This window comes from Pseudomonas sp. 2995-1, assembly GCF_002742505.1.
Lineage (GTDB): Bacteria > Pseudomonadota > Gammaproteobacteria > Pseudomonadales > Pseudomonadaceae > Aquipseudomonas > Aquipseudomonas sivasensis.
On record NZ_LJSA01000319.1, the window covers coordinates 43,611 to 61,247 of the forward strand.

At 59.3% G+C, this 17,637-nt stretch carries 18 protein-coding genes; 8 read left to right on the forward strand and 10 right to left on the reverse strand.

The features are described from left to right. Window positions 1-108: 108 nt before the first annotated feature. On the forward strand, window positions 109-801 hold the full coding sequence (ung, locus tag AOA61_RS06365; RefSeq protein WP_032888523.1) for a uracil-DNA glycosylase: 693 nt from the start codon (window positions 109-111) through the stop codon (window positions 799-801). A gap of 11 nt (window positions 802-812) precedes the next feature. Here ung and AOA61_RS06370 read toward each other — a convergent pair whose 3' ends face one another. The 7 genes from AOA61_RS06370 to AOA61_RS06400 form a co-directional block, all read right to left on the reverse strand. Continuing rightward, on the reverse strand, window positions 813-1,664 hold the full coding sequence (locus tag AOA61_RS06370; protein ID WP_099601368.1) for a hypothetical protein: 852 nt from the start codon (window positions 1,662-1,664) through the stop codon (window positions 813-815). Continuing rightward, window positions 1,661-2,971: an ATP-binding protein gene (locus AOA61_RS06375; RefSeq protein ID WP_099601369.1), complete on the reverse strand. Its 1,311-nt coding sequence runs from the start codon at window positions 2,969-2,971 to the stop codon at window positions 1,661-1,663. The genes AOA61_RS06370 and AOA61_RS06375 overlap by 4 nt, the downstream gene beginning before the upstream one ends. 69 nt (window positions 2,972-3,040) lie before the next feature. Then, complete coding sequence (locus tag AOA61_RS06380; RefSeq protein WP_032889255.1) at window positions 3,041-4,075, reverse strand: AbrB family transcriptional regulator; 1,035 nt, start codon at window positions 4,073-4,075, stop codon at window positions 3,041-3,043. Beyond that, entirely contained in the window at window positions 4,068-5,582 is a 1,515-nt protein-coding gene (locus tag AOA61_RS06385) for a tripartite tricarboxylate transporter permease (RefSeq protein ID WP_095184070.1), read from the reverse strand. Before AOA61_RS06385 ends, AOA61_RS06380 begins: the two co-directional genes overlap by 8 nt. Before the next feature lies 1 nt (window position 5,583). Then, complete coding sequence (locus AOA61_RS06390) at window positions 5,584-6,042, reverse strand: tripartite tricarboxylate transporter TctB family protein (protein WP_032888529.1); 459 nt, start codon at window positions 6,040-6,042, stop codon at window positions 5,584-5,586. A gap of 63 nt (window positions 6,043-6,105) precedes the next feature. Beyond that, the gene (locus AOA61_RS06395; protein WP_163033161.1) at window positions 6,106-7,095 is read right to left on the reverse strand and encodes a tripartite tricarboxylate transporter substrate binding protein; all 990 of its coding nucleotides are present in this window, start codon (window positions 7,093-7,095) and stop codon (window positions 6,106-6,108) included. A 41-nt stretch (window positions 7,096-7,136) separates the two neighbouring features. Further along, entirely contained in the window at window positions 7,137-8,429 is a 1,293-nt protein-coding gene (locus tag AOA61_RS06400) for an OprD family porin (RefSeq protein WP_099601370.1), read from the reverse strand. 235 nt (window positions 8,430-8,664) lie between these two features. Between AOA61_RS06400 and AOA61_RS06405 the strand changes: the two genes are divergently transcribed. Together AOA61_RS06405 and AOA61_RS06410 are read left to right on the forward strand one after the other, a co-directional pair. Beyond that, window positions 8,665-9,336, forward strand: coding sequence for a response regulator (locus AOA61_RS06405; RefSeq protein WP_017736361.1), 672 nt, complete (start codon window positions 8,665-8,667; stop codon window positions 9,334-9,336). Further along, window positions 9,329-10,714, forward strand: a complete 1,386-nt coding sequence (locus AOA61_RS06410) for a sensor histidine kinase (RefSeq protein ID WP_032888534.1) — start codon at window positions 9,329-9,331, stop codon at window positions 10,712-10,714. The genes AOA61_RS06405 and AOA61_RS06410 overlap by 8 nt, the downstream gene beginning before the upstream one ends. On the opposite strand, the gene AOA61_RS06415 is transcribed toward AOA61_RS06410, so the two are convergent. Next, a complete protein-coding gene (locus AOA61_RS06415; protein WP_032888536.1) occupies window positions 10,715-11,536 on the reverse strand; it encodes an HDOD domain-containing protein in 822 nt (273 codons plus the stop codon). 36 nt (window positions 11,537-11,572) lie between these two features. Beyond that, entirely contained in the window at window positions 11,573-12,514 is a 942-nt protein-coding gene (locus tag AOA61_RS06420; RefSeq protein ID WP_099601371.1) for a folate-binding protein YgfZ, read from the reverse strand. 140 nt (window positions 12,515-12,654) lie between these two features. On the opposite strand from AOA61_RS06420, the gene AOA61_RS06425 reads away from it, so the two are divergent. Beyond that, window positions 12,655-12,909, forward strand: coding sequence for a succinate dehydrogenase assembly factor 2 (locus AOA61_RS06425; protein ID WP_032888540.1), 255 nt, complete (start codon window positions 12,655-12,657; stop codon window positions 12,907-12,909). Next, window positions 12,893-13,339, forward strand: a complete 447-nt coding sequence (locus tag AOA61_RS06430) for a protein YgfX (RefSeq protein WP_099601372.1) — start codon at window positions 12,893-12,895, stop codon at window positions 13,337-13,339. Before AOA61_RS06425 ends, AOA61_RS06430 begins: the two co-directional genes overlap by 17 nt. Here AOA61_RS06430 and nadB read toward each other — a convergent pair. Continuing rightward, the gene (gene nadB / locus AOA61_RS06435) at window positions 13,308-14,924 is read right to left on the reverse strand and encodes an L-aspartate oxidase (RefSeq protein WP_032888543.1); all 1,617 of its coding nucleotides are present in this window, start codon (window positions 14,922-14,924) and stop codon (window positions 13,308-13,310) included. The two genes, AOA61_RS06430 and nadB, sit on opposite strands and share 32 nt — an antisense overlap. 462 nt (window positions 14,925-15,386) lie before the next feature. Here nadB and rpoE point away from each other — a divergent pair, with 462 nt between their 5' ends. Genes rpoE through AOA61_RS06450 form a run of 3 tightly spaced genes read left to right on the forward strand, consistent with a single transcriptional unit; the run spans window position 15,387 to window position 17,561 of the window. Then, a complete protein-coding gene (rpoE, locus tag AOA61_RS06440; RefSeq protein WP_003172477.1) occupies window positions 15,387-15,968 on the forward strand; it encodes an RNA polymerase sigma factor RpoE in 582 nt (193 codons plus the stop codon). A gap of 32 nt (window positions 15,969-16,000) precedes the next feature. Continuing rightward, window positions 16,001-16,582 (forward strand): sigma-E factor negative regulatory protein, encoded by a 582-nt coding sequence (locus AOA61_RS06445; RefSeq protein WP_032888545.1) that lies wholly within the window; start codon window positions 16,001-16,003, stop codon window positions 16,580-16,582. 16 nt (window positions 16,583-16,598) lie between these two features. Further along, window positions 16,599-17,561: a MucB/RseB C-terminal domain-containing protein gene (locus AOA61_RS06450; protein WP_099601373.1), complete on the forward strand. Its 963-nt coding sequence runs from the start codon at window positions 16,599-16,601 to the stop codon at window positions 17,559-17,561. Window positions 17,562-17,637 lie beyond the last annotated feature (76 nt).

A 17,637-nucleotide genomic window follows, 5' to 3' on the forward strand; every position in this document is an offset into this window, starting at 1 on the left:
CAGTATGATCGCTTCGTGGGAAAGTGCCGATGGTGTGTCAGATCAATTGACAAGCAAGGCCGGCTTTCCTAGGGTTCGCCTCATTATTTTTTACAAGACAATTCAACTATGACCGAAGGCGACCGTATCAAACTCGAACCCAGCTGGAAACACGCCCTGCGTGATGAGTTCGATAAGCCCTACATGGCTCAGTTGCGCGAGTTCCTGCGCCTGGAGCACGTTGCCGGCAAAGAGATCTACCCGCCCGGCCCGCTGATTTTCAATGCGCTCAACTCCACGCCTCTGGACAAGGTCAAGGTCGTGATCCTCGGCCAGGACCCGTACCACGGCCCCGGCCAGGCCCACGGTTTGTGTTTCTCGGTGCAACCGGGCGTGCCGACGCCGCCGTCATTGGCCAACATCTATAAAGAGCTCAAGCGCGACCTGAACATCGACATCCCCAACCATGGCTGCCTGCAAAGCTGGGCCGACCAGGGCGTGTTGTTGCTCAACACCACCATGACCGTGGAGCGCGCCAACGCCAACGCCCACGCGGGCAAGGGTTGGCAGTTCTTTACCGATCGGATTATCGAAGTGGTCAGCGAGCACCAGCCGCATTTGGTGTTCCTGTTGTGGGGCGCCCATGCACAAGGCAAGCAGAAACTGGTCGACGCCACCAAGCATTTAGTACTGACGTCAGTGCATCCGTCGCCGCTGTCCGCGTATCGAGGGTTTCTGGGGTGCGGGCATTTCAGCCGTACCAACAAGTTTCTTGAGCAGAATGGCGAGACGCCGATTGAGTGGCGGCTGCCGCCGCTGTGAGGGGGCTTGGGTTATTCCGGGAGGGCTTGCGCCAGTAAGAGAGCCATCTGTTTGGCGGCGTTGTAATCGGATTGGTAGAGCTGTCGGAAAGCAAGGTTACAAGCGGTGAACTCACTCTGGGCGCTGCATTTGAAGGTCATCAGTTGCTGTGCGACCTTTCGCGTCGCGACGTCGGTCTTGTCCGCCGCCAAGGCTTCCAGCGCAACCCAGAGCTCTATCAGTGCAAGCGCTCGCCGTGAGGTGAGGTCCTCATGGTTCAGCTGGAAAAATTCGATATTGGTGACCGCCCGTTCATAGGCGTGCCCGTTTTGCTGCGCCGGAACCGCTAATACGCCATCAAAAGTAATGATCGTTTGCGGGTCGTCCACGTCAACCGTTGAGATCGGATAGAGCAGCAGCGCTAACTCGTTGCCCATTTGTGCGGGGTCGGAACCTTGCACATCGCGATGGCCGCGAATGGGGAAAAAGTTTGATTTCAGGGTTGAGTTGCAACGGGTGCAGGCAATCGCATAGTTAAAGTGATGATAAGCGAGCTTGTAGTACCCCGTTGGGCTCGCTGCGCCGGTGGCCCAGTTAAGGTGTATGGGCCAGGCCTGGATACTGGACTTGGGGCGATAGTGCTCCACTTCGTGGACTTTGCTCGCCAGCACCGAACCCTGAAGTTTGGTTTCGCAATATGCGCATTTTTCATATTGCAGCGCTATATAGACGGTTTTTATCTGGCCCCAGAACTCAGTACCGCCGGTGTATTTACCGGCAGCCACGTAAGTTCCAGTACGTGCCTTGGCACGGCCAAGCCAGGTTTTATTCCGCTCTTTGATTTGTGCAATGAGATCTTTCTCCAGGATTGGATAACGGATCATTTCTTGACGCCTTCCCCGTTCTTTCTTCGCTTAGGCGCAGAAGTGGTCGGTGGTGACGGGGGCTGGTCGAACCCTAGGCCGCTTGCCATAAGTTTCAGGTAGTTGGCGCTGGCGTCGCGATTCCCGGAAACGGCACTGCGTGCCAGTTCGTTGAGTTTGGTTGACGTAGACTCGGCGCGAGTACTGTCCAGGCCGAAATAGGGCGAAAGCAGAATCTGTTCGGAACTCTTGCCCCTCACATGTTCGGGCAGCCGCTTTATGAGCGTCGAACCTTCCTCCTGACTCAGCAAAAAGAGGTTTTGTGACATCAATGAACCCACCACCAATGGGCTGTGGGTGGTGAAGATGAACTGAACGTTGGGTAAGGCTTTTGCCAGAGTGGGGACGACTACTTTTTGCCATTCAGGGTGTAAGTGCAGATCGATTTCGTCGACCATTACAACACCTCGCATTTCCCTTAGTTTCAGCCCTGTCGCGACACCCTGGCAGACATGAAACAGCATGTCGCCTATCCAGCCAATATAAGCCCTGAACCCATCGGACAAGGCTCGGAATGGCAGCACAATGCCGTTCATTTCAAATAAGTTTTCGTTTTCCTGCACCGTTTTCTGAATTTGACAGTTCAGAGGCAGCAGATCGTTTATCAGGTTGATGACTTGGGTGTATCGGCCTTTGTTGCTTTTGGCGTATTCAGGCAGCCAATAGGACAATGGCATGAGTGTGACGTGTTCTTCGAAGAGACTGGCAACCCGTTCATAACGGCGCAGGCGCGATTTTTTACGTGCACTTTCATCTACCCTGGCAGAGGCTTCAACACTTCTGCTCGCCCCATAACCCACAATGAAAAACGCAGGATTGTCTTCGTTGAACTGAAGAAACTCGACCGTATTCTCGATATCGCGTGGGGACACTTTGCTGCGCATGCGCTCGGTGGAGCCGAAGGAACTGATTTGGGTCTTCAGCGAAAATTGATCGGGCAGCGGGTGGTCTGTCTGCTTCGGATTTTTTTCTTCGTCAGTCGAAAGGAGCGTTGCAGTAATGGTGGCGGGAGACGTTTTTTCTTCAGCGGCGTCAGTACGACGAACCAGGCCTTCGGGAACAAAGCCGGACCCTCCGCTGAGCAAAGGCCCCAACACCGACAATGCGACTGCACGCAATACGCTGGTCTTGCCGAGGCCGTTATCTCCCAGCAAGACATTCACGTTAGGGTATTGGATCTGTAAGTTACTTGTGGCGGGCACATTGAAGTCGAGCCCTACGGCCTTAAAAGACCGTAAGTTCTCTATCTGTAACTTTTGAATATGCATGGAATCCACCTCTTCCGAAGCCGCAGATGGTAGCAAAGTTTCATCTGGGTGCCAGGCAAAGGCGTCTATTTAGTGCATCGGCTGGCGGTTCCAATGCCGGAACAACGGCTCCGCCAGAAACAATACAAACAACAACCGCATTACCTGCATCGCCGTCACCAGCGGCACCGACAGTTGCAGGGTTTCGGCCGTGAGGCTCATCTCGGCGATGCCGCCGGGCATCATGCCCAGGGTCAATGAGCGAAGGTCCAAGTGGGTGAGGGCACTCAAGCCTACCGCCGCCAGCGTCGCCAGCGCCATGGTCAACGCCGTGCCGATCAAGGTGCGAACCATGAACGACGGAGCGCGCCGGAAGAACTGACGATTGAAGTGGCAGCCCAAGCCGCTGCCGATCAGCCATTGGCCAATCTGGCTGCCGCCGTCAGGTAACCCGATGTGCAGGTCCCACACCACGCTGGCGGTGGCACTCACCAACAAGGGGCCGAACAACCACGGGTTTGGCTGACGCAAACGCTGCCAGCCCCAGGCTACCAGCGCACCCAGAGGAAACAGCAACGCCAGCCACGCCCAACTCACCGGTGCCGGATGAAACTGCGGCGCGCCGCCCTCCAGCAAATACTTGAAAATCGCCGGCACACACAACACCACTACCAGCACCCGCAGGCTCTGGCCCGCTGCCACGCGGCTGAGCACCGCGCCATTGCGTGCGCCGAGGTTGACCATCTCACCGGAACCGCCCGGCATGCTGGAGAAAAACGCGGTGGCGCGGTCTTCACCGCTGCGGCGCATCAGCCACACGCCGACCACGCTCGACAGGCTGGTGACCAGCGCGCCGAAGAAGATCAGGCCGAAGTGGCTCATCACCTGTTCAATCACCAACGGGGTGAAGTGCAGGCCGATGCCGATGCCCACTACCCATTGACCGCATTTGCGCCCGCCGGGAATCTCCGCCAACTGCCATGGCGTGAGGCAACGCACGAGGATGATCGCCAGCAACGAACCGACCATATACGGCAAAGGCCAGCCGACCAGGCTGGCCAGGTAACCGCCGGCCAGACCGACCAGCGGCGTTCCCCACCATTGTTTAAAGGTGACCTCAGACATCGGCCACGGCACGACGCTGCAGGGCACGTTTGCGGTAGATGCGGATCAGCGGGAAGGCCAGCATCAACGCGGTCAGTACCCACACACCGAAGGTGATCGGGCTCGACCAAAGAATTTGCAGGTCACCGTTGGAAATCGACAGCGCACGGCGCAGGTTCTGCTCCATCAGGCCGCCGAGGATAAAGCCCAGCAGTACCGGCGACAGCGGGAAATCCAGCTTGCGCAGGATGTAGCCGAAGATGCCGATACCCACCATCAGGAACAGATCGAAGGTGGTGGCGTGCACTGCGTACACACCGATCGCTGTGATGATGGCGATCACCGGCACCAGCGCCCAGTTCGGCACGGCAAGAATGCGCGTGAAGATGCGGATCATCGGGATGTTGAGGATCACCAGCATGATGTTGGCGATAAACAACGAGGCGATCAGGCCCCAGACGATGTCCGGTTGCTGTTGGAACAGCAGCGGGCCAGGGGTGATGTTGTACAGCGACAGAGCACCGATCATCACCGCCGTGGTGCCCGAACCCGGTACACCCAGTGTCAGCATCGGTACCAGGGCGCCACAGGCGGAAGCACCGATGGCCGTTTCCGGCGCGGCGAGGCCACGCATGTCGCCCTGGCCGAATTTGCCGCTGGCACCGGCCAGGCGTTTCTCGGTCATGTAGGCGACGGCCGAGGCCAATGTCGCACCTGCGCCGGGGAGTACACCCATGATGAAACCGAGCAGGCCGCAGCGGATGTTCACCACGAACACCGAACCCGCTTCCTTCAGGTTGAACATCATCCGCCCGGTGGCCTTCACCGCTTCCTGGCCGCGGTGAGTTTTTTCCAGCAGCAGCAGGATCTCACTGATGGAAAACAGGCCCAGCACCAACACCACAAACTGGATGCCGTCGGTGAGGTGGATGTTGTCGCCGGTAAACCGGTACACGCCGCTGTTGGCGTCAATACCCACTGCCGAGAGGAAGAGGCCGATCAGCGCCGCAACAAACGTCTTCAGCGGTTTGTCACCGGCCATGCCACCCAGGCAGACAATCGCAAACACCATCAGTACGAAATATTCCGCCGGACCGAAGGCAATTGCCCATTTGGCCAGCAGCGGCGCAAACAGCACCATGCCGCAGGTAGCGATAAACGCGCCGATGAACGAGCTCCATGCCGACAAGGACAACGCCACGCCAGCCAGGCCTTTACGGGCCATCGGGTAGCCGTCGAGGGTGGTCATCACGGTCGACGCTTCGCCCGGAATGTTCAGCAGGATTGAGCTGATACGGCCGCCGTATTCGCAACCCAGATACACGGCCGCCAGCAGGATCAACGCCGATTCCGGCGGCAGGCCCAGGGCGAATGCGATGGGGATCAACAGTGCTACGCCGTTGATCGGGCCCAGGCCCGGCAACAGGCCGACCACAGTGCCGATCAAGGTGCCGCAGAGGGCGGTCACCAGGTTGTAAGGGGACAGTGCAACGCCGAAGCCCTGGCCCAAATAGCCGAAAGTATCCATATCAGTTCTCCAGAACGTCGAGCAGGCCGAGGGGCAGCGGAACATCCATGGCTTTATCGAACAGCAGATAAAGACCAATGGCCATCAGGCTGACGATCACCACGCTGGGCACCCAGCGGCCGCCGTACAGACGCGCCATGGGAATGCCGATCAGCATGCTGCTGAGAATGAAGCCGAGGGGTTCGAAGGTGGCGGCAAACACGATCAACAGGGCTACGCAGATGCAGATCTTGATCAGGGTCTGGCGGTCCAGCGCCGGTTCTTCCTCGGTGTGCTTGGTAGGTTGCGGGCGAAACAGCATGTAGATCAGTGCCAGGCTCATCAGCCCTAGCATCAGCAGCGGGTAGGCACGAGGCCCCACCGGCTCGTAGGAAAATGCCGCCTGATACGGCCAAGCCATCAATGCAAGGCCGGCACAGGCCAGCAACAGCACAGCGGCAAAAATGCGTTGTAAGAGCATGTAGAACTCCTGGGCCGCGCCCCTTGTGAAAGAGGGCGTGGCCGCACTTGGAAGGCGGGGCGATTACTGGATCAGGCCGAACTCTTTGGCCAGTACTTTGTAGTCAGCCACCTGTTTCTTCACGTAGGTGTCCAGCTCCGGGCCGGTCATGGCGAACGGGAACAGCTCACGCTGGTCACGCAGCTTGGCGAACTCGTCCGAGGCCAGCAGTTTGTCGAACGCCTCTTTCCACCAGGCATAGTCGGCATCGCTGACTTTTGGCCCCAGATAGAAACCGCGCACCACCGGCCAGACGATGTCGTAGCCTTGCTCCTTGGCGGTCGGAATGTCCTTCATTTCTGGCTCGTCCAGCCGCTTCTCGGAGAACACCGCCAGCAAGCGCATATCGCCACTCAGGATGTGCGGCATGGAGTCGGAGATGTCGGTACTGCCCACTTGGATGTGACCGCCGAGCAGGGCAGTAGCGATTTCGCCTCCACCTTCGAGGGCGACATAACGCAGCTCGCGCGGGTTGATCCCGGCTGCCTTGGCGATCAGTGCCGTTTGCATCCAGTCCTGGCTGCCGACGGTGCCGCCGGAACCGATCACTACGCTGCCCGGATCTTTCTTCAAGGCTTTGACGAGATCGTCGAGGGTCTTGTAGGGCGAATCACTTTTCACTGCGATGGCGCCGTAGCTGGTGCCAACTGCCGCCAACCAACGCACGGCGCTTTCATCAAAACGACCGAACTTGCCTTGCGCCAGGTTCAACAGCGAACCGCTGGACCAGGCCACCAATGTGCCGGCATCAGCAGGGCGCTGGGCGACCACCGCGTTGTAAGCCACTGCACCCACGCCGCCCGGCATGTAGGTCACGCGCATCGGCTTGCTGAGCAACTTCTCGTTGACCAACGCGCTTTGCGCCAGTTTGCAGGTCAGGTCAAAACCACCGCCGGGGGAGGCCGGGGCGATGCATTCCGGGCGCTTGGGTTCATCGGCAGCCAGCAGTTGACCGGCGAACAGCATGCAGCCGGCGGCGAGGGCAAATTTACGCAGTGAAAGGGTCATGGTTATCTCCATCTTTATTGTTGTGAGGTTCTACTGCCAGAGCACACTTACCAAAGGGCAACGCTGTAGCTGACCAGCACGCGCATTTCATCCGCGTCACGGGCTGAATAGTTGGAACGGTACGTGGCGTTACGCAGGCGTACAGCGACGTCTTTGAACGTGCCGGTTTGCACCACGTACTTGATTTCGGTGTTGCGTTCCCACTCTTTACCGGTCTCGCCGTTCTTGAGTTTGATGTTGTCACCCGACAGGTAACGGCTCATGAAACTCAGGCCGGGAATGCCCAGCTTGGCGAAGTCGTAGTCGTAGCGCGCCTGCCAGGAGTGCTCGTCGGCGCCGGCAAAGTCGTTGATCTGAACGAAGTTGACCAGGTACGGGTCACTGCCATCCACATACGGGAAGGCGCTGTCGCCGGACATGTGCTGGTAGCCGGCGCTGAGCTTATGGCCATTGAGGGCATAGCTGAACAGGCCGTTGAGGGAGGTATTGTCGATCTTGCCGCCACGGGCAGCACCGGTTTCATCACTGATAGCCAGGCGCAGGTCGGTGGCGAAGGTGCCGGGGCCCATCGGGCGTGCGGCCACCAGGCCGAGGAAGTGCTGGAGGTAAACGTCGTCGAGCTGGGCGAAGTGGTAGCTACCGGTGATCTTGTCGGCGAACTTATAGTCCACGCCACCGAAGTTGAAATGCTTGCCGGTGGCGCCGCTGAGGAAGCGGCTGTTCTTGTTGTTGAGGGCGATGTCCTCGTAGTTGCTGTCGTCGCGGTCCTTGGCCTTGTCCAGGCGACCGCCGGTGAACGTCAGGTTCTTGAACTCCTTGGAAGTCAGCAGGCCGCCGTTGAACGTCTGCGGCAGGATGCGGCCGTCGTTGGGCTTGAGGATCGGCAGTTCAGGCATCAGCGAGCCGATCTTCAGCTCGGTGGCGGAGATCTTCACCTTGCCGGTCAAACCCAGCTTGGAGTACTCATCGGCGGCGCGACCATCGTCATGGGTCGGCAGCAGGCCGGTACCGGTGCGGTCGGGGCTGGAGTCGAGTTTGACTCCGAGCATGCCCAGCGCGTCGACGCCAAAACCGACGGTGCCGTCGGTGTAGCCCGATTGCAGGTTGAGCATGAAGCCCTGGGCCCATTCGTCGCGCTTGGATTGCTGTGCGCTGGTGCCGTCGCGAAAGTCTCGGTTGAAGTACATGTTGCGGGTTTCCAGGGTCGCGCTGCTGTCTTCAAAGAAGGCAGCCTGGGCAAGCGGCGAAAAGCCGGCAAGGGCAGCGGCACTGGCAAGGGCGGTGTGGGTCAGGCGGGAAAAACGAACAGGCGGGCAAGCCTGTGGCTGGGTCGACAGCATCGTGTTGCACTCCGTTATTGTTCTTATTTTGGCGAAAACGCATCGAGGCGCTTTTCGGTCGCGACTCATCTGGTCGCTCGGCGGGCATGACCCACCTTGGCTGGATGCTAAAGGGCGAAGCTTTCACTAACCTTTCAGCTGCCTTTCAATGTTTTCGGGCTTCACAGGGCAGGCGGCGCCTGTAAACTGCCCGCCAAGGCGTGGCATCGACCACCCATGAACGAGGTAGAAATCCATGCGTGTCCTCTTGGTTGAAGACCATCTGCAACTCGCCGAAAGTGTCGCCCAGGCGCTCAAGAGCACGGGTTTGACCGTCGACGTACTGCACGATGGCGTGGCCGCGGACTTGGCCTTGAGCAGCGAGGAATACGCGGCGGCGATCCTTGATGTGGGGTTGCCGCGCATGGATGGTTTCGAGGTGCTGGCGCGTCTACGCGCTCGCGGAAAAAATCTGCCTGTGCTGATGCTCACCGCACGCAGTGATGTGAAAGACCGCGTGCATGGCCTGAACCTGGGCGCCGATGATTACCTCGCCAAACCGTTCGAACTGACGGAGCTGGAAGCCCGGGTCAAGGCGCTGCTGCGCCGCAGCGTGCTGGGCGGCGAGCGCCAGCAGACCTGCGGCGTGTTGGTGTACGACCTCGATACTCGGCGCTTCACCGTGGGCGGCGAGCTGATGACCTTGACCTCTCGCGAGCAAGCCGTGCTCGAAGCCTTGATCGCGCGCCCAGGCCGGGTGATGAGCAAGGAGCAACTCGCGTCCCAGGTGTTCGGCCTGGACGAAGAGGCCAGCCCGGATGCCATCGAAATCTACGTGCACCGGTTGCGCAAGAAACTCGATGGCCAGCCCATCGCCATCGTGACCTTCCGCGGCCTTGGCTATCTGCTGGAAGCCCGCGATGCATAAGCCCAGCAGCCTGCGCTGGCGCCTGCTGTGGAACTTGGCGCTGTTGCTGGTGCTGTTGATGCTCGCCAGTGGCATGAGTGCCTACTGGAACGGTCGCGAAGCGGCCGACACCGCCTATGACCGCACGTTGCTGGCCTCGGCACGGACCATCGCGGCCGGCCTGACCCAAGTGGACGGCACCCTCAGCGCCAACGTGCCCTATGTCGCCCTGGACACCTTTGCCTACGACAGCGCCGGGCGTATCTACTACCAAGTCAATGACATCGACCAGAAGCTGATCTCCGGTTACGAGAACCTGCCCGGCCCGCCGCCGGGCACGCCTCGCACCGATGACTATCCGGCGCTGGCGCGGTTTTACAACGCCACGTACCAAGGCCAGCAGGTGCGTGTGGTCAGCCTGCTCAAGGCCGTCTCCGAGCCGAATATGAACGGCATGGCGGAAATCCGCGTGGCCGAAACCGATGAAGCGCGCGTGAGCATGGCCCGCAGCCTGATGGCCGATACCTTGCTGCGCTTGGGCATGCTTGCGATCGGCGCGTTGTTATTGGTGTGGTTCGCCGTAAGCGCAGCGCTGCGCCCGCTGGAGCGCTTGCGCACGGCAGTGGAAGAACGCCAGCCCGACGACTTGCGGCCCTTGCCGTTGGTGGAAGTGCAGCATGAGTTCGGCCCGCTGGTGCGTTCCCTCAATCACTTCACTGAGCGCCTGCGCGGGCAGTTCGAACGCCAGGCGCAGTTTATTGCCGACGCGTCCCACGAACTGCGTACACCGTTGGCGGCACTCAAGGCGCGGCTGGAACTGGGTCTGCGCGCGGAAGATCCGGCGACCTGGCGCAGCACCCTGGAAACCGCCGCCCAGGGCACCGACCGCCTGACCCATCTGGCCAATCAATTGCTGTCCCTGGCACGCATTGAAAATGGCGCGCGGGCGATTGCCGAAGGGGGGGCGCAGTTGCTGGATCTGAGCCAGCTGGCCCGTGAACTGGGCATGGCCATGGCGCCCCTGGCCCATGCGCGTGGCGTGGCATTGGCGCTTGAGGCCGACGAGCCGGTGTGGTTGCGCGGTGAGCCGACGCTGCTGAACGAGTTGCTGAGCAACCTGGTGGACAACGCCCTGGCCCACACGCCACCGGGTGGCAACGTGATTTTGCGGGTGTCGGCGCCTGCGGTACTGGAGGTGGAAGATGACGGCCCTGGTATTCCGCTGGATGAACGCGACCGGGTGTTCGAGCGCTTCTACCGCCGCAGCCAGCAAGGCATGGGCTCAGGCCTGGGGCTGGCGATTGTCGGCGAAATCTGCCGTGCCCATCTGGCGCAGATCAGCCTGCACGATGGTGCGCAGGCGGGGTTGAAGGTGCGGGTAAGTTTTATCGCCGGTTGATCAGTCGAACATCAAGCGGGCTTCATCCAGCTCTGCGCGCAGTTTTTCACTGTAGGGGTCGACCCGCAGTTTCTTCATCGCTGGCACGTTGGAGACTTCCACCTTTGCCAAGGGGTGATCGGTGCCGTGATGGCAATACAGCACGGCGATCTGCACCAGGTCGATGTAGTCGAGGCTGGCGGAGTCGCGTTCCAGGTTCAGGTACTGGCCTGGCAGTTTCGCCAGCATTTCCGGGAAGTCCCAGCCACCGAGCAACTTGTCGCCCAATACCGGGTGGATGCTGTCGATGACATGGTTGAGGCTGACCGGGTCCGACAGCAGTTCGTAGTGGTCTTCGGCGTAGGTCAGGATCGGCAGCACGCCGATCTGGTGCACCAGGCCGCCCAACGCTGCCTGGTCTGGCTTGAGCTGACTGTGGCTGCGGCACAAGGCATAGCTCACGCCCGCTACTTCCAGGCTGCGGCGCCACACATCGCGCATTTTCTGTTCTACCGTTTCGGAGCGGGCGTGGAAGATCTGTTCCATCACCAGGCCGATGGCCAGGTTGCTGCTGTAGTTGGTACCCAGCCGGGTGATGGCGGTGTGCAGGTCGGTGACTTCCTGAGTGGCGCGTAACAACGGGCTGTTGACCACTTTGATCAGGCGCGCCGACAGCGCGGTGTCGCGACCGATGACTTTGCTCAAGTGGCTGATGCTGATTTCCGGGTCTTCAGCGGCCTGACGGATGTTCAGGGCCACTTCCGGCAATGTCGGCAGAACCAGGTCATCGTTGTTGATGGCCTTAACCAACGCCTGTTGGACTTTTTCCGCCAGTTTGTTCATTCATGCTCTCTAGGGTGCTGCAAAAAGGTACGGCGACTAACGCTGGATTTCTCGATCGCGGTCGAGGGTATAAGGCAGCTCAAGCAGGTTTAAACCTGGGCCTTCCAGTGTGCCTAAGTGCACATCGCCACTATCGGCTGCTTCGGCTTGCAATACGGCCAGAAGTTCAATCGCTTGGTCAGCTTTTGCTGCAATCACCACTTCGCCGATCGAGCTGTTGTGGCTGGCGGAAAACAGTGGGGTGCCTGGCTCGGGCATGTCAGCCGCGTTGAGGCTCAGGCGGTACAAGCGGCGCTTGAGTTTGCCCAGGTACTGCATGCGCGCGACGATTTCCTGGCCGGTGTAGCAACCTTTCTTGAAACTCACGCCGCCCACCGCTTGCAGGTTGAGCATTTGCGGGATGAAGACTTCGCGGGTTTGCGGCATGACCTGGCCGATGCCAGCGCGGATCTGGCCCAGCAGCCATTCATTCAAGTCTGCTTCTTTTACGTGAGCGGCCAGTTGGCTGCGCACAGTGTCGGCTTGCTCGGCAGGCACCCAGAGTTCGGCGCGGGCTGGGGATACGCGGATGGCGATCAGTACGTCGGCACGCGCTACGCTGTCAGTCTCGGCTGGAAGTTCAAGACCCAGGCTGGCGAGTGCATGGTCAGCGTTCGATAGGCCGAAACGCACCCAGGCGGCGCTTTCGTCGGTGAGCTTGGACTTGGAGAACACCGCGTATTTCTTCAGGTCGGCCAGTTGCGGTTCCAGCAAATCGGTGGCCATCGCCATCAATACTCCGTCACCTTGCAAGAGGATACGGAAGCTCGATTGCATGCGGCCTTTTTGCGTGCAGCGCGCGCCGAGGCTAGCCTGAGTATCACTCAGGTAATTGAGGTTGCAGGTGAGCTGGCCCTGCAGGAACTTGGCAGCGTCGGAGCCGCGGACGGCCAGAACGCCTTCGTGGGACAGCGGGCAGAAAAAAGCGGAGTCAGCCATGGGTCATCGCAGGTCAAAAAGTCATGGGTGCATCATAGAGGGGCGCCCGGCAAATGGATAGTTTCCATATGGTGCGACCAAAGCCGGCTGTTCCGGGGCCGTGGTGCCTGTATACTTGCGCGCTATTTGAGGAGCGCTCCATGGTCGAAGAAGTAGAAATCAATCGCCTCTACTGGCACAGCCGTCGTGGCATGCTGGAGCTGGATGTGTTGTTGGTGCCTTTCACCAAAGAGGTGTACGCCACGCTCAATAAGGTAGATCGCGACCTCTATGTCCGTCTGCTCGAATGCGAAGACCAGGACATGTTCGGCTGGTTCATGGAACGCGCCGAATCGGAAGATCCTGAGCTGCAGCGTATGGTTCGGATCATTCTGGACCGTGTTCAGCCCAAGTAATCGTTTTGAATGCCGCTGGCGGGCCTCACGGCTAATGCTGGCGGCGTATGTGCTCGCCCAGCTATTCGCGCTGGGTGCGTTGTTGGTCCTCGATTCCCCCTTTGCTTTCCTTGGCGTGCTGTTATGCCTGGCCCATGCGGCCTGGGTGCTGCCGCGTCATGTCCTGTTGACCCACCGTTCGTCGATTGTTGGCCTGCGTCGCGATGAGGATGGCTGGCAGTTGTTCAGTCATGAGCGCGGTTGGCACAGCGTGCAGTTGCGCCCCGACAGCCTGGCGTTGCCGCTGATTGTCGTATTGCGCTATCGGGTTCAGGGCGAGTGGCGGGTGCGTTCCGTCTGTGTCCCACGGGATTCGCAGGTCGCCGATGTGCATCGGCGCCTGCGGGTACGCCTGAAGTTCAGCCGCCGAAGGTGGTTGGCACCAGAATAGTGTCGCGGGCTTCTGGCAGCATCTGCGGATAGTCGAGGGTGTAATGCAGGCCTCGGCTTTCCTTGCGTTCCATGGCCGAGCGGATCATCAGTTCCGCGACCTGGGCCAGGTTGCGCAATTCGATCAGGTCACGACTGACTTTATAGTTGCTGTAGAACTCGTCGATCTCATCCAGCAGCAAACGCACGCGGTGCTGAGCCCGTTGGAGGCGCTTGTTGGTGCGCACGATCCCCACGTAGTCCCACATGAACCGCCGCAGCTCGTCCCAGTTGTGCGCGATGATCACGTCTTCGTCCGAATCTGTGACCTGGCTGGCATCCCAGCGGGGCAGGGCGGTCGGCACCGGGATGTGCGGCAGTTGGTCGAGAATGTCTGCCGCCGCCGAGCGCGCGTAGACAAAGCATTCGAGCAAAGAATTGCTGGCCATGCGGTTGGCGCCGTGCAGGCCGGTGAAGCTGGTTTCGCCAATCGCGTACAGGCCGGGCACGTCGGTGCGGCCGTGCTGGTCGACCATCACGCCACCGCAGGTGTAGTGCGCGGCGGGCACGACGGGGATCGGACCTTTGGTGATGTCGATATTGAACGCCAGACAGCGCTCATAGACCGTGGGGAAGTGGGTCTTAATGAAGTCTTCGGGTTTGTGGCTGATGTCCAGGTACACGCAGTCGACACCTAGGCGCTTCATTTCATGGTCAATGGCGCGGGCGACGATATCGCGCGGGGCCAGTTCGGCGCGCGGGTCGAAGCGCTGCATGAAACGTTCGCCATTCGGTAGTTTCAGGTGTGCACCTTCACCACGCAGCGCCTCGGTGATCAGGAAGCTCTTGGCCTGCGGGTGATAAAGGCAGGTGGGGTGGAATTGGTTGAATTCTAGGTTCGCCACCCGGCAACCCGAACGCCAGGCCATGGCAATACCGTCGCCGCAAGCGCCGTCGGGGTTGCTGGTGTAGAGGTAGACCTTGGCCGCACCGCCTGACGCGAGAATGGTGAAGCGTGCGCCGTACGTGTCGACTTCGCCGCTGGAACGGTTGAGCACGTAGGCGCCGAGGCAGCGCTCGCCGTCCAGGCCCAGGCGTTTTTCGGTGATCAGGTCAACGGCGACGCGCTGCTCCAGCAATTCGATGTTGGGACGCTGGCGGGCTTGGTCGAGTAGGGTCTTGAAGATCGCGGCGCCGGTGGCGTCGGCGGCGTGGATGATGCGACGGTGGCTGTGGCCGCCTTCGCGCGTGAGGTGGAATTCGAAGCCGCCGTCGTCACTGCTCGCGTGTTCGTCGCGGGTGAACGGCACGCCTTGATCGATCAACCATTGGATCGCCTCGCGGCTATGCTCGACGGTGAAACGCACCGCATCTTCGTTGCACAGGCCACCGCCAGCGTTGAGGGTGTCTTCGACGTGGGATTGCACCGTGTCGGTGTCATCCAGTACGGCGGCCACACCACCCTGGGCCCAGAATGTGGAGCCGTTGGCCAGGTCGCCTTTGCTCAGGACCGCAATGCGCAGATGGCTGGGAAGGGTCAGCGCTAGGCTCAATCCTGCCGCGCCGCTGCCGATCACCAGGACATCGTGTTGAAACTGTTGGCTCATTTGAAGGATTCCGCAAAAAGCGATCCAAAGGTCAGGCGCAGACAGGAGGCCTGGATCGGCGAATCAAAGGGTCACACGGGCCACTAGTATATAGAGGGGGGGAGCGGCACAATAGCCGGGCATTCGTGGCAATGTGAGATTACGGTGCGCAGCTCGGGTAAAATCAGCCGGTTGTTGAAGCGGGAACTTTTTGCATAAGCCCCGACTCAATAGCAGGTTGCCCGAAAGCTGGGAAACGTTGAGTTTATTGGCCCGTCGGGAGCATTGGACGCGTCAGAAAACCGGCGACAAGATTATTCGCGCAGCCGGCGTTGCCCGCGCTGCGTTTTTCGTGTGTGCCAAATCAGTGCATGCCGGAAACTTGCTTGAAGGGGGAGAACTTTTGCGAAAAGTCCGAGTCTATGTTTGCAAGCCTGATCGTTTAGTTATGCAAGCCTCCTTCAAGTACAACGAGGAGTGTTCATGCTAACCCAGGAAGAGGATCAGCAGCTCGTCGAGCGCGTTCAGCGCGGCGACAAGCGAGCATTTGATCTGCTAGTGCTGAAATACCAGCACAAAATTCTCGGGTTGATCGTGCGGTTTGTGCACGACACCCATGAAGCGCAGGACGTTGCACAAGAGGCCTTTATCAAGGCTTATCGTGCACTGGGCAATTTCCGCGGTGATAGTGCGTTTTACACGTGGCTGTACCGCATCGCCATCAACACGGCGAAGAACTATCTGGTGTCTCGCGGACGCCGCCCACCAGATAGCGATGTAAGTTCAGAAGATGCAGAATTTTACGATGGTGATCACGGCCTCAAAGATCTCGAGTCGCCGGAGCGTGCATTGCTGCGCGACGAGATCGAAGGCACCGTTCATCGCACAATTCAGCAACTGCCAGAAGATTTGCGTACGGCGTTAACTTTACGTGAATTCGATGGTCTGAGTTACGAAGACATTGCGAGCGTCATGCAGTGTCCGGTGGGGACTGTGAGGTCACGGATTTTCCGGGCCCGGGAAGCCATCGATAAAGCCTTGCAACCTTTGTTGCAGGAAAACTAAAGACAGCGGCGACAGCCAAGAGAGGAACCGCCATGAGTCGTGATGCCCTGCAGGAATCGCTGTCCGCAGTGATGGATAACGAAGCGGATGAACTGGAACTTCGTCGAGTGCTCAACGCATTTGATGATGCCGAAACCCGTGACACCTGGTCTCGTTACCAAGTCGCTCGGGCGGTGATGCATAAGGATCTTCTAATCCCTCGTCTGGATATTGCTGCGGCTGTTTCTGCTGCGCTGGCCGATGAAGCCGTTCCGGCAAAAGCTGCTCGTGGTCCTTGGCGTAGCCTGGGTCGCCTGGCAGTCGCTGCCTCGGTGACAGTTGCAGTGCTTGCTGGTGTTCGCCTGTACAACCAGGACGAAATTGCTGGTGCCGAACTGGCCCAACAGACTCAGCAGCCGGTCATGGCCGGTCCGCAAGTCAAAGGCCCAGCTGTACTGGCCGGCTACAAGGAAAGCTCTGACACCACTGGCCCTATGGCCAACGGTGTACTTCAAGGGCAATCGCAGGACCAGCGTCTTCCAGGCTACTTGCGCCAACACGCACAGGAATCAGCCTTGAAAGGCACTGAAAGCGCTCTGCCATACGCTCGCGCTGCAAGCCTGGAAAATCGCTAAACCGCTAAGGGGCATTATGCGCGCCATACCGCTCCTTACGCTGTTTCTCAGTGGTTGGTTTGCACTACCCGCCCATGCCGATGAAGCCCAAGACTGGCTGACTCGACTTGGGCGTGCAGAGCAGCAGCAAAGCTTTGAAGGTACGTTCGTCTATGAACGTAACGGCAGTTTTTCCACCCACGACATCTGGCATCGTGTCCAGAATGGTCAGGTACGCGAGCGGCTCTTGCAGCTCGATGGTTCTGCCCAGGAAGTTGTGCGAGTGGATGGCCGCACCCAATGTGTCAGCGGCACGCTGGTTGCTGGCATTGGCAATTCGCGTGATGCACCCTCACGAGCGCTTGACCCGCAAAAAATCAATCCATTTTACGAATTGGCCATTATCGGCAAGTCCCGCGTGGCCGGCCGTAATGCAGTCATCGTTTCGATCACGCCACGTGATCAATACCGTTATGGCTTTGAGCTGCATCTGGATCGTGAAACCGCATTGCCGCTCAAGTCCCTGTTGCTGAACGATCAAGGGCAGTTACTGGAGCGCTTTCAATTCACACGTTTGAATACTTCCACCTCGCCCACCGATCGTGATTTGCAGCCCAGCAGTGAATGCACGTCTATCGCTATCTCAGATACTAAGGCGTCGGAAGTAGAGCCCACTCAGGCTTGGCATTTGGAATGGTTGCCGCCGGGTTTTCAACTGACCAATAGCAGTGCCCGTAAAGATGCTCAGACCAAAGCCACTGTCGACAGCTTGATGTATGAAGACGGGCTGGCACGTTTTTCGGTATTTCTTGAGCCGATCAGCGCTGTGAGCGTGACTGAAACCCGCACTCAATTGGGCCCCACGGTTGCTGTGTCCCGCCGGCTGAATACGGTGGACGGCGAAATGATGGTGACGGTAGTTGGTGAAATTCCTATCGGCACCGCCGAGCGTATCGCGCTGTCGGTGCGCGGTGAAAAAAAGGCCACCACCCAGCCGTGAGTTGTTAATCCTATGTTCATCCTGCTCTTCCACTGTACGTCCATGTCAGGCTGGCTGCCGAAAGCATGAAATGTCT

Excerpts from the sequence above, each read along its gene's own strand:
- AOA61_RS06450 (WP_099601373.1), top strand. The coding sequence starts at position 16,599 with ATGCGCGCCATACCGCTCCTTACGCTGTTTCTCAGTGGTTGGTTTGCA.
- AOA61_RS06420 (WP_099601371.1), bottom strand. The coding sequence starts at position 12,514 with ATGGCTGACTCCGCTTTTTTCTGCCCGCTGTCCCACGAAGGCGTTCTG.
- AOA61_RS06425 (WP_032888540.1), top strand. The coding sequence starts at position 12,655 with ATGGTCGAAGAAGTAGAAATCAATCGCCTCTACTGGCACAGCCGTCGT.
- AOA61_RS06375 (WP_099601369.1), bottom strand. The coding sequence starts at position 2,971 with ATGCATATTCAAAAGTTACAGATAGAGAACTTACGGTCTTTTAAGGCC.
- AOA61_RS06405 (WP_017736361.1), top strand. The coding sequence starts at position 8,665 with ATGCGTGTCCTCTTGGTTGAAGACCATCTGCAACTCGCCGAAAGTGTC.
- AOA61_RS06380 (WP_032889255.1), bottom strand. The coding sequence starts at position 4,075 with ATGTCTGAGGTCACCTTTAAACAATGGTGGGGAACGCCGCTGGTCGGT.
- rpoE (WP_003172477.1), top strand. The coding sequence starts at position 15,387 with ATGCTAACCCAGGAAGAGGATCAGCAGCTCGTCGAGCGCGTTCAGCGC.
- AOA61_RS06400 (WP_099601370.1), bottom strand. The coding sequence starts at position 8,429 with ATGCTGTCGACCCAGCCACAGGCTTGCCCGCCTGTTCGTTTTTCCCGC.
- AOA61_RS06370 (WP_099601368.1), bottom strand. The coding sequence starts at position 1,664 with ATGATCCGTTATCCAATCCTGGAGAAAGATCTCATTGCACAAATCAAA.
- nadB (WP_032888543.1), bottom strand. The coding sequence starts at position 14,924 with ATGAGCCAACAGTTTCAACACGATGTCCTGGTGATCGGCAGCGGCGCG.
- AOA61_RS06390 (WP_032888529.1), bottom strand. The coding sequence starts at position 6,042 with ATGCTCTTACAACGCATTTTTGCCGCTGTGCTGTTGCTGGCCTGTGCC.
- AOA61_RS06415 (WP_032888536.1), bottom strand. The coding sequence starts at position 11,536 with ATGAACAAACTGGCGGAAAAAGTCCAACAGGCGTTGGTTAAGGCCATC.
- AOA61_RS06410 (WP_032888534.1), top strand. The coding sequence starts at position 9,329 with ATGCATAAGCCCAGCAGCCTGCGCTGGCGCCTGCTGTGGAACTTGGCG.
- ung (WP_032888523.1), top strand. The coding sequence starts at position 109 with ATGACCGAAGGCGACCGTATCAAACTCGAACCCAGCTGGAAACACGCC.
- AOA61_RS06445 (WP_032888545.1), top strand. The coding sequence starts at position 16,001 with ATGAGTCGTGATGCCCTGCAGGAATCGCTGTCCGCAGTGATGGATAAC.
- AOA61_RS06385 (WP_095184070.1), bottom strand. The coding sequence starts at position 5,582 with ATGGATACTTTCGGCTATTTGGGCCAGGGCTTCGGCGTTGCACTGTCC.